Raw genomic sequence first — 12,750 nt, forward strand, 5'->3', positions numbered from 1 at the left:
TGTGCTTTACAGGTTTAAAAACAGAACAAATGTTCTATAATAAGAATGGAGGGATTTACTATGCCGCTAAAAGACAGAGGGAAAATAAAATGGCAGCCAGCCCACTTCATGCCGGAACACCGGGCGATGCTAAGAAAATTGGAAACTGAACAAATGGCACAGGACAAGCCGCTTATAGATGAATATGAATTGGAGGACTATGAAAACAAAATTCACTATGCAATGGAATATGCCTTCTTTCTAATAGTAAAAGTCTGGCGGGAGGGATTATTCCACGAATATACAGGGAGGGTAAACAGGCTGGACGGCATCGGCAGAAAAATTTATCTGGAATTGGAAGATGGGTTTCTTGAGAAGGTCATGTTTGATGAAATAGCTTCGGTTGAAGTGAAAGAATAGTGCAGCGAGACATAATTCAATTTTTGCAGAAAAGTTAAAGCTTTACCATACCCATTATTTGCAATTTTTAGATATAATAGAAAGAAAGCGGTGATCGGAGGTACATATGAGCACGGACTTAGAAAAAGCGATTGTACTTCGCAATCTCGGGAAATACAAAGATTCCAGCCTTCTGCTTGTGAAATTGGCTGAAGAGTATCCCCTAAACCCAGTGATTCATTATCATTGTGCCTGGAGTTTTGACGTTCTAGGGGAGGAATCGAAAGCTGTTTCTCATTATGAAAAAGCGATCGAACTTGGGCTGCCTGAATCTGATCTGCCAGGTGCCATTTTGGGTCTTGGGAGCACATACCGGACTCTTGGGGAATATGAAAAATCAAAGATGGTGTTCGAGAAAGGAATCTCCCAGTTTCCGGCTAATCGTGCAATCCAGGTGTTTTATTCCATGACGCTCCATAATTTAGGCCAGCACAGCGAGGCAATGGAGATGCTCCTAAAGTGTGTGGCCGAAACTTCTGATGACCCGGAAGTTTTGCAATATAAAAAAGCAATTACTTTTTATGCAGACAAACTTGATGAAATATTTGATAAAGATTAGAAAAAGGATTTCCCAAAATACATGATATGACGGCGGAGAATAATTCAAACATCTCTGATTTATTAGAGGTAATTTTAATGAATGGTTAATTGCTATAATAGATGATCTTAAAAGGTCAGACGGCGGCCGTATCCTTTATCCATTCGATGAAAGAGACTGCTATCTTCAAAATGGAGTCTCTTATATATCTGCAGGTGCCAAAAGCGGAAAATGACCGTAGTTTCCTCCAATTTGATAAGTGGAAGAGTATGAAAAGAAGGTTTCCAAGGTTATTTCTCAACATGGCCGGAATTTCCTGTGTGCTTATGATAACAGCAGTACCCTTTGAATTAAAGAATAATTAATACGCTGCCATGATCTGCTTATTACAGATAAAGAATATAAATTTTTGCAAAACTAAAGTGTTTGCTATATTAGGAGAAGCCGATGGAAAAAATCACTTTTAATAATATCCATAAACCGGGACACACAGTACTGGAAAATGAACTTTTTATTCACAACCATAACCCTGACATGCTCCTTCAGTATGACAGCAACTTTATTGCTTTTAAAAGAATGCCTTCTGTTCAAGAGTTTGAGGAGGCACATCAATATTTAAGAACTTTTCATCAAAAATATGGCCAAAAGCATGTAAGATTTTATTTTCCTGATGACGAGGAGCTTACCGGAGAACTTCTGGCCAGCTTTGAGAAGGATGTTGATTTTACGGTTGGTTATTTAGAATTATTTGCGATTCATCCAGCTGATTTTCCTGATGTTCAGGAAAAGGATGAAATTACTGTCGAAAATGTTACGGATGAAACATGGAATGATTATCTGGAATTTCAGCATGAGCAGGATTCGGTTTACGGGATTAATTATGCCGAGAAAAAGAAAGGTCAGCATTTAAGGAATTTTAACGATGAAAGGATTAAGCAGTTCATTGCATATTATAAAGGGAAAGCTGCCGGATCAGTAGATGTAATTATCAAGGAATACACAGCTGAAATTGATGGATTGATGGTCCATGAGGATTTTCAGAAAAAGGGCATCGGCAGGCGCCTGCAGAAATGCGTGATGGATCAGTTTCAGGATAAAACCATCATACTTATTGCAGATGGAGAAGATACTCCAAAGGAAATGTACCGCAGGCAAAATTATCAGTATCTTGGAAAGCAGTATAACCTATTAAAAATATACGAATGAAGAGAAGCCTGGTTCTATAGAGAGCCAGGTCTTTTTGTTTAAATAGAACACTGTTTTATAAAGGGGAGTTCATCCTGGATTGATTTCATGGTGTAAAATCGGGATTTTGTCGAAAAACCTCGGAAAAAAATGAATAATACAATATTCTTAACGTAACAGTGTTATGTTACAATCATACCATCGGAAAGGAGACCTGGAATTGAGCGATGAATTAATTTCAAAAAAAGAAGTCCTTGATTTAACTGGAATTTCTTATGGGCAGCTTTATCGGTGGAAAAGGAAAAGCCTGATACCGGAGGATTGGTTTGTCAGAAAATCAACTTTTACAGGGCAGGAGACATTTTTCCCAAAAGAGAAAATTCTGGAGCGAGTCGATAAAATACAAAAGATGAAGGATAGCCTTTCACTGGATGAGCTGGCAGATTTGTTTTCCTTGAATGCTTCGAATCTGAAGCTGACAAAGGAAAGCCTGATTGCTAAAGGGATAGCTTCTGAACCGGTTATGAATATCTTTCTCGAGACACAGGGAGAGCTTAACGAATTCAATTACCATGAGATTTTGAAGCTTTATATCCTTTCCATCCTGCTTGAATCCGGAGATATCCATATCGAGGAAGGGAAAATGCTTCTTCAGTTATTGAGTGATCATCAAAGTATCCTGCAGCAGCCAAAAGCTGTTATCTGCTTTATTCGCAAACTTGGAATGTCCAGCTGCCTGATTTCGGTTAACGGGGAACAAGTCCTGCTTGAAAAAGGAACAAAAGTGGCCGCCACTTTATCGTTAGAACATTGTGCAGAGGAATTAAAATCCAAATTGGTATAGGGGGAATTTTGCTGTGAATATGAAAACACTAGGGAACTTAATAATTAATGGAGTGGGATCGTCTAATGGAGGTACATATCAGAAGGTTGAATTAAATGGAAAGGGAACGGTAAACAGTGATATTGAATGCGAGAGATTTCATTGTAACGGGACGGGCACTGTCCTTGGAAACATAAAAACTGAAAAGGGAAAGATCAGTGGTGCAGCAAAGATCCATGGAGCTGTTAAAGCTGAATCCCTTGTTATCAATGGCTCTGCCGTCATTTCTGAAGCTGTCAGCTGTCAAAACCTTGAAGTCGCCGGAAGATCCACTATCGGAGGCTCTGTAAAATGCGAAGTAATCGCTGTGAATGGGAAAGTAACTATTGAAGGGGACTGTGAAGCGGAGGTCTTCCGTGCTGAAGGGACATTTTCAGTAGATGGTTTACTGAACGCTGAAACTATTGATATTAAGCTTTTTGGAGACAGTAAAGCGAAAGAAATCGGCGGCAGAAAAATTAAAGTGACACAGCATAGAGAAACCCTATTAAAATTAATCAAATCCATTTTTCCCTTGAAACTGGAGGCGGATTTAATTGAAGGGGATGACATCGAACTCGAAGGCACAGCAGCTCTTGTCGTAAGAGGGAAAAATGTAAAAATCGGCAAAAATTGCGAGATCGGACTTGTGGAATACTCTGGTGTTTATGAATGTGCAGCAGAAGCGGAAGTTAAAGAACTTCGCAAAATCTGATAAAAGGAGAGAGGTGCAGGGAAGCAGTTTTTTACATTTTCTTTCGGATAGTCAAATTTTATTTACAGATAAAATGTTATAAGCTGTTTTTATGACTGGATAACAGAAATTATTTGCGTACATTGCAGAAATGAAAATGTTATCCTAATAACTAACTTCGAAAAGCATAGTGTACAAAATAAGAAAAATATACTGTAGAAAAAATAAAAAATAATTTTAGTAATGTAAGCGCTTTAAAGGGTTGAAGTTTTCAGAAGACTTTGATAAGATTTAAAAAACTGAAAAGGCTATGTGTAACTGGCGAAACGCGGATCACCGCGAGGGAGCACATAGTGTCGAAGCCGTTCGCCTGGGCAGAGGTAAGGGATTCTACCCTTGCCTCTTTCTGTTTTAAAATCTGACAAAGTTAGTTGAAAAGGGGAGAATCCAGTGAGTACCATGACTTTAGACAGAGTGAAGACGATTAAAACGCTGAATGCGATTGCGCCAAGCGGTCTTGAGGTGTTTAACAAGGATCAATTTACAATCGATAATGAAAGCGGCAATCCGGATGCGATAGTCCTTCGGAGCTTTAATATGCATTCAATGGAATTGGGTGATCGATTAAAAGCAATTGCCCGTGCAGGCGCGGGTGTGAATAATATTCCGGTTGAGAAATGCACTGAACAGGGCATTGTTGTTTTTAATACACCTGGTGCCAATGCGAATGCAGTAAAAGAAATGGTGCTTACTTCCTTAATGGCTTCATCCCGCAATCTCTTTGCCGGCATCTCCTGGACCAAAACGCTGAAAGATGAAGGAGACCAGATTCCTAAGCTTGTAGAAGCAGGGAAAAAGCAATTTGTCGGAAAAGAAATTAAGGGGAAAACTCTCGGTGTGATCGGATTGGGGGCAATCGGGGCCCTTGTGGCCAATGATGCACTTGAACTTGATATGGATGTCGTAGGCTTTGACCCATTCATTTCGGTTGACACTGCCTGGAACTTATCCCGCAATGTTCAGCGCGCCATGACCATTGAGCAGGTGTTTGCAGAATCTGACTATATCACTGTACATGTTCCATTAACCGATGATACAAGGGAAATGTTCAATGAAGATACATTCAGCATGATGAAGAATGGTGTTCATATTCTGAATTTCTCACGCGGGGAGCTTGTGAATGAATCAGATATGGCAGCCGCCCTTGAAAGCGGAAAAGTGGGCAAGTATATTACAGATTTCCCAAATGAAAATATCCTGAAAATGAAAAACGCAGTGGCAATTCCGCACCTTGGCGCTTCAACAAAAGAATCTGAGGAAAACTGCGCTGTCATGGCAGCACGACAGGTGAAGCACTTCCTTGAAACAGGCAATGTCAAAAACTCAGTTAACTTCCCAAATGCTGCTCTTCCTTACACAGGCAAGCGGCGTGTCACTGCTTTTCATAAAAACATTCCTAATATGGTCGGCCAAATCACACTTGCTATTTCAAGCTACCAGCTGAATATTGCGGACATGGTGAACCGCAGCCGCGGTGAATATGCGTATACCATGATCGATATCGATAATAAAGTTAATGGTGATGTCATCCCTGGACTGCTTGAACAGATTAATCAAATTGAAGGCATTATCAAGTCACGAATTATATAAAAATACAGCCTCAATTCCGCAGGGATTGGGGCTTTTTTTAACTGCACGAAGGAATGAATCAAAAAAGGTATATGACAAGTATAAAATCAGCTATCCTTAGAATAAACTGATAAAAAATATTAATCACCCGTATCTTTTTGTTCTCTTATTCCGTTATAGAAGCAGAGATGTATTAAAGGAGTGAACAGGTTTATGAAGCAAGGGAAAGTTCAGGCTGAATCAAGGGATTCCATAAAGCAGAAGGAAAGCTGTATTGCAGATATCTATCCTTCACTGCAGCGTTATAGCCGGTTTCTTGCACAGAACCGCTGGGACGGGGACGATCTGGCCCATGAGGCAATCATCCGCGCTTATAGAAGCTATTCGCCTGAGAAAATTAATCAGGCTCTTTTAAAGAAGATTGTCTATAATTGCTGGATTGACACTCTTAGAAACAGAAAGCGGGAAAAGCTTCAAGAGGCGCCGGAACGGGAAATGAAGGAGTTCAGCCCTGATGGCACAGAAGCAATCACCCATCTCCTCAATAGGCTGACATTAAAGCAGGCTGTTGTTTTCACGCTGAAGGAAGGGTTTCAATATCAAACAAAAGAGATTGCTGATATACTTCGGACCACTGAGTTTGCAGTGAAGTCCTCGCTGAACCGTGCACGGAAGCAGCTTCAGCACCCAGTGGAAGATGAGGCTGAGGATTCTTTTGCAAATGAGGAAGAAGAAAAGTTATTTCAGCTGCTGCAGCAATCAGTGGCAGCGGAAGACCCGTCCATCCTGATAAAAACCATACCTTTTCTGCGATCCCTTGAAAGTCATGCCCAGAAGCCTGTACTGCGCGTTCCATCTTCTTCTAATACTCTCTGTATGGCGGCATAGATCCGCAATGAACAGGAGGGATACAGGTGACAGCAATACCATATGTCATTGAGCAGTCCAGCAAGGGAGAACGTTCTTATGATATTTATTCACGGCTGTTGAAAGACAGGATTATCATGATAGGAGAAGAGATTAATGATGTGGTTGCCAATAGTGTGATTGCCCAGCTGCTATTTCTTGCAGCTGAATCTCCTGAAAAGGATATCTCCCTTTATATTAATAGTCCAGGCGGTTCGACAACCGCAGGGTTTGCCATCTTTGACACGATTCAATATATAAAGCCTGATGTGAGAACGATTTGTACAGGAATGGCCGCATCATTTGGTGCGATGCTTCTTCTGGCAGGAAAAAAGGAAAACGCTACAGCCTTCCGAACAGTGAAATCATGATTCATCAGCCTCTTGGCGGAGCAAGAGGCCAGGCGACCGAAATCGAGATATCTGCAAAACGGATCATAAAGCTTAGGGAGCATATTAATGGAATTATTGCTGAACGAACTGGCCAGCCTATAGAAAAAGTAGCACGGGACACGGACCGCGATTATTTCATGACTGCCGAAGAAGCAAAGGAATACGGGATTATCGATGAAATTATCTATAAAAGCTAGAAAAAAGAAAAAGCAGCCGATGAAGGCTGCTTTTTTCAGTTTGATCATTTTTCCTCGGAGTAGTACTCATCAATTGCCCGAAGCCAGTTGACGCGTGCAATGTGTCCGGCTTTTTCTCTGTCTTTTTGTTCAAAAGCTTTTAATATATCTTCATGTTCTTCTATTGAACGTTCTTTCAAAATAATTGTTTTATTGTAGTAAAGCCGCATGACATGAGCCTGAAGCATGGAAGCTGTATTCGAGATATAAGGATTCTGAGCAAGATCTATAATAATATTATGAAACTTCTCGTCCTGCTTCAAAGCTGTGAAGGTATCTCCTGCAATTAGAGCTTTAGCGAATTTATGATTAATATCCCTGAGTATATTAATCGTTTCCTGGCTGATAACAGGAGCAGCCAATTCTGCAGCAAGTGCCTGCAATACGCCTAAAGGGGGCAGGATTTTACTAATATCCTCAGGATTAACTGAAGTGACCTGCGTTCCAACTCCGGGAAACATTTCGACGAACCCCTGAACATTCAGCAGCTGAAGAGCTTCCCTGATGGGAGTTCGGCTGACGCCTAATGCTTTTGCTAGATCGGCATCATTCAATTTTTCTTTCGGCTGGAGTGTGCCGTCAATGATCCACTCCTGGATTTGGGAGAAGGCGCGATCCTTGGCTGACACACGGGTAGGTGATGAATAATTGGAGGGTATCGGCATAGCTGTAACCACCTTTTCATTTCATGCAATATATCTGTGAAATTATAGTTATTTCCAATAGATTATAAATTTAGTATATAGAAGTATCTTGAAAAATTCAATATATCGCATGATTCGACAAAAAGTTTTGTGCGATATATTGCATAAGTATTTTGGATATGTTATCTTGAGTTATGCAATATATTACTAGCGTACAAAAATAATAATGTTACAGCGCAATAATTTTTCGGAAAATTTAAATTTAACAAAATAAGTAAATCTTTTAAGACAGACAGATTAATAGGAGGAATTGAAATGACAAGCAAAATACCATTCTCATATATTGTAACAGTTGGTTTTATGCTCTTTGCCTTGTTTTTTGGGGCAGGAAACTTAATTTTCCCTGCGATGCTTGGCCAATCGGCAGGAACGAATGTATGGTCAGCGAACGCTGGCTTCATCATCACAGGTGTAGGTTTGCCTCTTCTTGGTATACTGGCATTGGGCTTCTCGGGAAAAAGTGATCTGCAATCACTGGCGAGCCGCGTCAATCCATTGTTCGGACTAGCCTTCACAGTGGCCCTGTACTTATCAATTGGTCCGCTTTTTGCCATTCCGAGAACAGCTACAGTGTCTTACGAAATTGGAATTAAGCCATATCTATCCGAAGGAAGCGGTTCAATCGGCTTAATCGTATGTTCAGTTATTTTCTTTGGAATTACCGCATTTTTCTCTTTAAATTCTTCAAAGATTGTTGATATCGTGGGGAAATATTTAACACCAATTCTTCTAATTGTAATCGCGGTTTTAATCGGTGCTGCATTTTTCAATCCAATGGGTGCATTCCAGGCTCCGACTGAAGCTTATATGAATGGTGCCTTCTTTAAAGGGTTCCAGGAAGGCTATCTGACAATGGATGCACTGGCAGCATTTGTATTCGGTATTATCGTTGTAAATGCTGTGAAGGAAAAAGGCGCAGTAACTAAAAAGGATATCATGTTATCCATTGCGAAAGCAGGTGTGATTGCTTCTGGTCTATTAGCAGTCATTTATACATCGCTTTCCTTTATTGGGGCTTCAAGTGTCAGCGGTCTAGGAACATTGGATAATGGCGGTGCGGTTCTATCTGGTGCATCTTCCCATTACTTTGGCTCATTTGGTGCGCTGCTATTAAGTGTCATTGTTTTTGGAGCATGTTTGACAACCAGCATCGGTTTAATTACAGCTTGTTCTTCATACTTCAATAAACTGATGCCAAGAGTTTCTTACAAAATGTTCGTGATTGTTTTATCTTTATTCAGCGCAGTTTTTGCCAACTTTGGCTTAAGCCAGCTTATCGCCATTTCCGTGCCTGTCTTGGTGGGAATCTATCCATTGGCTATTGCATTGATGGCTCTTACTTTCCTGCACCCAATCTTTAAAGGCAAGAAAGAAGTTTATCAGGGAAGCATGCTTTTCACATTTGTGGTAAGTTTGTTTGATGGTTTGAATGCAGCAGGCATTTCGTTTGCGCCAATCAATGACCTATTCGGTGCGATCCTTCCTTTATATGATGTTGGGTTAGGATGGATTGTCCCTGCTATCGCGGGCGGTCTGATCGGTCTCGTTGCTTCTGCCATAAAGAATGACAGCCAATCACCTTCGGCTGAAGCAAAAAAAGCAGCATAATGATCACAGCCTCCAGTTTTATACTGGAGGTTTTTTTATGGATGAATATAGTGGAATTACGAATATTAAATAGTTAATATGAACTAAATGTTCGTATTTTAGTTGAAAACCCACGTGCTATTTGTTATATTGTCATTGTAATCTTACAAATTTCATCACTCGTATATGCTCGGTAATATGGTCTGAGTGTTTCTACCTGGTTCCCAATGAAAGAACCGGACTACGGGTTAAAGTATAGAAAAGGCTGCATTCTTTATGTCAGCTGCTTTAACTCTATGGTCTGGAAGGTAGATATCATTCTGCTTTTACAGGCCTTTTTCTATGGTTAGAACTTCGGGTGTATCAGACAACAAGAAAAGGGGAGAACGTACAATGAAAAAGAAATTAGCTTCACTCGCTGCGATTGCAGCACTGTCTGCAGCAATGCTTGCAGGATGCTCTTCGGCTGCAAAATTAGAAACCGAGGCTGAAGGTGCCCAAAAGCCAATTCTTATCCAAGGGCCAATGCCGATCGAGGCCGAAAAGTTTGCTGAGCGATTAGATAAAGTTAAAGTAGAAAAATCAGGGAACTTTGTTTTTTATAAAGGAAAGCTGGACAAGTACCCAGTCATCGTTGCTAAAACCGGAAAAGGCATGGAAAATACGGCGGCTGCCACAGCAATCGCCATCGAAAAGTATGATCCAGCCGCAATCATCAATCAGGGGACTTCAGGCGGCCATGACCCAAGCCTGAATGTGTATGATATCGTTTTAGGAGAAAGAACAGTCAATATCGGATCATTGAAGACTGGTCATTTGGAAGAAGGGGAAGGGATTGAACCAACCAATTGGATCCCGATGGACCTGATGGCTTCTGAGGGAAGTGCCGGTGAAGACCCTGATGCAGAAAAGATTCGTTATTATGAGGGAAATGAAGACCTTCTTGCTGCTGCCAAAGCAGTAAAAGATAAGCACAAGAAGGGCAAAGTAGTCGAGGGGACAATCGGTTCAGCGGACCTATGGAATAATGAAGTTGACCGCATCAAATGGTTTCATGAAAACTACGGAACATCGGTTGAAGAAATGGAAGGCGCAGCAGCAGCGCAGATTGCCGGAGCATACGATGTTCCATTCCTGGGAATTCGTATTCTTTCTAATAACAAAACAAACGGAGGCCAATACGACCCCAACACTGCTGCTGCAAACCAGGATTACGTATATGAAGTCGTAAAACAGTATATTTCAGAGATAAAAGGAAAGTAAATTGGCTATTTACTTATTAGGACAGGAGAAGGACGAATCCGAGGAATTGAGTCCGAAGTCGGAGCACTTCGGACAGAATTAAGCAAGAATCCGAGGAATTGAGTCCGAAGTCGAGGCACCTTCGGACAGAAGAAGCAAGAACCCGAGGGAATGAGTCCGAACACGGCCCCCTTCGGACAGGATAAGGATAATTCCGAGGAGTTGAGTCCGAAGTCGGAGCACCTTCGGACAGAAGAAGCAAGAATCCGAGAGAATGAGTCCGAAGTCGGAGCACCTTCGGACAGAAGAAGCAAGAATCCGAGAGAATGAGTCCGAACACGGCCCCCTTCGGACAGAAGAAGCAAGAATCCGAGGGAATGAGTCCGAACACGGCCCCCTTCGGACAGAAGAAGCAAGAATCCGAGGGAATGAGTCCGAACACGGCCCCCTTCGGACAGAAGAAGAAAGATTCTGAGAGGATGAGTCCGAACTCGCTCGCCAGTCAAAATAGGAATAAACACGATCAAAGAGATAACACAAAAAAGAGTCTTCCAAATAGGGAAGACTCTTTTTTGATATATATATAAATTAAGCCTATAACCAGTTCTGCGACCATTTTTCTATTTCCTTCATCAGCGGCTCCATGGCCAGGCCCTTTTCTGTCAGGGAATATTCGATTCTAACAGGAGTTTCAGGGTAAACCTCGCGTTTTACGACCCCCTCATTCTCCAGGTCCTTTAACCGGTCTGAAAGAACTTTGCCGCTTATCCCGATAGAGGATTCTATACTGCAGAACCGCTGCGGCCCGTTAAGCAATTGATAAATGATCAATCCGGTCCAGCGCTGGCTCAATATGCCAATGGCTTTTTCAAATCTTGGACAAATTAGCGACTTTTCCATAATAATCACTCCTTGTTTCTTATTATAGTCATAAACTAGAAATAATTAAATCACTTTTTATAAAATGATTACTTGACGAAAACAAATATCAATATTATACTAACTTACATAAAGTAAGTAACTAACATATGATTCAAGGAGGAAAACATGAACAAAAACGAATTAGGTCATTTCATTCTGCGTGTGATTTTAGGATTTATTTTCTTTATTCATGGATTTTCAAAATTTCAGGGAGGAATAAGCAATACTGCCGGTTTCTTCGATAGTATCGGTATTCCTGGTTTTATGGCTTATGCCGTTGCTGTAATCGAGCTGGCAGGAGGCATAGCGCTTATTTTGGGCATTGGTACAAAAATGGTTTCTGTACTATTTGCTTTCATCATGCTGGGAGCTATCTTTACTGCTAAGCTGCCCGCTGGCCTGCTTGGGAACGGCCAAATGACAGGATATGAATTAGATTTAATCTTGCTTGCTGCATCGATCTATTTTGTATTAGCAAAGGAATCACCACTGTCTCTTGGGAGCAAATTAACACAATCAAAGGCAAACTAATGAGAGGAGAAATTTACATGAACTTTCATCAAAAACCGATTACCTTTGTAGCTCAAGTCAATCTGAAAGTACAGGATCTGGAACGGTCACTGGCCTTCTATCAAGAAGCAATTGGCTTTAAAGTGTTAACAAAGACTGACAGAACTGCCCAGCTTACTGCAGATGGCAATAGTACCTTACTGACCATCGAACAGCCGGAAAATGTTGAACCTGCATTGGGAAGAACAACAGGTTTGTATCATTTCGCCCTGCTCCTCCCAAAGCGTTCTGATTTGGCTAAGATCGTGCGTCATTTCGTCGAGATTGGGCTGCAATTTGGATCTTCCGACCATCTGGTCAGCGAAGCGCTCTATCTCTCGGATCCTGATGGCAATGGGATAGAAATCTATACTGACCGTAACCCTTCCGAATGGACATGGAAAAACGGGGAAGTAAATATGACTGTTGATCCCCTGGACTTCCCTGATCTGCTGTCAATTGGGCAGCAGCAGTCCTGGAGAGGACTGCCCGGCGGTACGGTCATGGGGCATATCCATTTGCATGTGGCTGAACTGGCGAATACCGAAACGTTTTACACAGAGGGGCTGGGATTTGAAGCAGTCTGCCGATATGGCAAACAGGCACTTTTCATTTCGAGCGGAAAATATCACCACCATATTGGTTTGAATACATGGAATGGAGTAGGAGCCCCGCAGCCTTCATCGAATAGTGTCGGGCTTCAATCCTTCAAACTCATTTTTGAAAATGAAGCAGCCAGGGATCAGGCCGTGGGAAATTTGAAAAAGATAGGTGCGGCTGCAGCAGTTGAAAATAATCAGGTGATTACCGAAGACCCTTCGGGGAATCGAATTGTTTTAGGATTTTAAATTGTCATCAGGTGGTGTG

13 protein-coding genes, 1 pseudogene and 2 riboswitches are annotated in these 12,750 nt (G+C 41.4%); of the genes and pseudogenes, 12 read left to right on the forward strand and 2 right to left on the reverse strand.

Annotated features, from left to right (window positions below):
• The first annotated feature begins 60 nt into the window (after nt 1-60).
• The 8 genes and pseudogenes from M5V91_RS03870 (at nt 61) to clpP (ending at nt 6,841) form a co-directional block, all read left to right on the forward strand.
• Entirely contained in the window at nt 61-399 is a 339-nt protein-coding gene (locus M5V91_RS03870) for a YolD-like family protein (RefSeq protein WP_019382671.1), read from the forward strand.
• 106 nt (nt 400-505) lie between these two features.
• Nucleotides 506-997: a tetratricopeptide repeat protein gene (locus M5V91_RS03875; RefSeq protein WP_019382672.1), complete on the forward strand. Its 492-nt coding sequence runs from the start codon at nt 506-508 to the stop codon at nt 995-997.
• 426 nt (nt 998-1,423) lie between these two features.
• Entirely contained in the window at nt 1,424-2,182 is a 759-nt protein-coding gene (locus M5V91_RS03880) for a GNAT family N-acetyltransferase (protein ID WP_251267115.1), read from the forward strand.
• A 199-nt stretch (nt 2,183-2,381) separates the two neighbouring features.
• Complete coding sequence (locus M5V91_RS03885) at nt 2,382-3,005, forward strand: YhbD family protein (protein ID WP_217032104.1); 624 nt, start codon at nt 2,382-2,384, stop codon at nt 3,003-3,005.
• Nucleotides 3,006-3,024: 19 nt separating this feature from the next.
• Nucleotides 3,025-3,738: a polymer-forming cytoskeletal protein gene (locus tag M5V91_RS03890; protein WP_009333674.1), complete on the forward strand. Its 714-nt coding sequence runs from the start codon at nt 3,025-3,027 to the stop codon at nt 3,736-3,738.
• Nucleotides 3,739-4,021: 283 nt separating this feature from the next.
• Nucleotides 4,022-4,100: riboswitch (ZMP/ZTP riboswitch) on the forward strand.
• Between the two features lie 67 nt (nt 4,101-4,167).
• On the forward strand, nt 4,168-5,367 hold the full coding sequence (locus M5V91_RS03895) for a phosphoglycerate dehydrogenase (protein ID WP_019382676.1): 1,200 nt from the start codon (nt 4,168-4,170) through the stop codon (nt 5,365-5,367).
• A gap of 192 nt (nt 5,368-5,559) precedes the next feature.
• Nucleotides 5,560-6,234, forward strand: a complete 675-nt coding sequence (locus tag M5V91_RS03900) for a sigma-70 family RNA polymerase sigma factor (protein WP_019382677.1) — start codon at nt 5,560-5,562, stop codon at nt 6,232-6,234.
• A gap of 26 nt (nt 6,235-6,260) precedes the next feature.
• A pseudogene (gene clpP / locus M5V91_RS03905) lies at nt 6,261-6,841 on the forward strand (ATP-dependent Clp endopeptidase proteolytic subunit ClpP).
• Between the two features lie 44 nt (nt 6,842-6,885).
• Here the strand turns inward: clpP and M5V91_RS03910 are convergent.
• Nucleotides 6,886-7,545 carry a GntR family transcriptional regulator gene (locus M5V91_RS03910; protein WP_009333678.1) on the reverse strand — a complete coding sequence of 220 codons (660 nt, stop codon included), beginning with the start codon at nt 7,543-7,545 and terminating at the stop codon, nt 6,886-6,888.
• Between the two features lie 294 nt (nt 7,546-7,839).
• Between M5V91_RS03910 and brnQ the strand changes: the two genes are divergently transcribed.
• Both brnQ and M5V91_RS03920 read left to right on the forward strand, forming a co-directional pair.
• Entirely contained in the window at nt 7,840-9,192 is a 1,353-nt protein-coding gene (brnQ, locus tag M5V91_RS03915) for a branched-chain amino acid transport system II carrier protein (RefSeq protein WP_251267114.1), read from the forward strand.
• Nucleotides 9,193-9,331: 139 nt separating this feature from the next.
• Nucleotides 9,332-9,435, forward strand: a riboswitch (purine riboswitch).
• 129 nt (nt 9,436-9,564) lie between these two features.
• Nucleotides 9,565-10,434, forward strand: a complete 870-nt coding sequence (locus M5V91_RS03920) for a 5'-methylthioadenosine/S-adenosylhomocysteine nucleosidase (protein ID WP_009333680.1) — start codon at nt 9,565-9,567, stop codon at nt 10,432-10,434.
• Between the two features lie 573 nt (nt 10,435-11,007).
• Here M5V91_RS03920 and M5V91_RS03925 read toward each other — a convergent pair.
• A complete protein-coding gene (locus M5V91_RS03925; RefSeq protein ID WP_019382679.1) occupies nt 11,008-11,313 on the reverse strand; it encodes a winged helix-turn-helix transcriptional regulator in 306 nt (101 codons plus the stop codon).
• A 147-nt stretch (nt 11,314-11,460) separates the two neighbouring features.
• Between M5V91_RS03925 and M5V91_RS03930 the strand changes: the two genes are divergently transcribed.
• Together M5V91_RS03930 and M5V91_RS03935 are read left to right on the forward strand one after the other, a co-directional pair.
• On the forward strand, nt 11,461-11,865 hold the full coding sequence (locus M5V91_RS03930; protein WP_019382680.1) for a DoxX family protein: 405 nt from the start codon (nt 11,461-11,463) through the stop codon (nt 11,863-11,865).
• Nucleotides 11,866-11,882: 17 nt separating this feature from the next.
• Complete coding sequence (locus M5V91_RS03935) at nt 11,883-12,731, forward strand: VOC family protein (RefSeq protein WP_251156132.1); 849 nt, start codon at nt 11,883-11,885, stop codon at nt 12,729-12,731.
• Nucleotides 12,732-12,750 lie beyond the last annotated feature (19 nt).

The sequence above is a fragment of the Cytobacillus pseudoceanisediminis genome, assembly GCF_023516215.1.
Classification (GTDB): Bacteria; Bacillota; Bacilli; order Bacillales; family Cytobacillaceae; genus Cytobacillus; species Cytobacillus pseudoceanisediminis.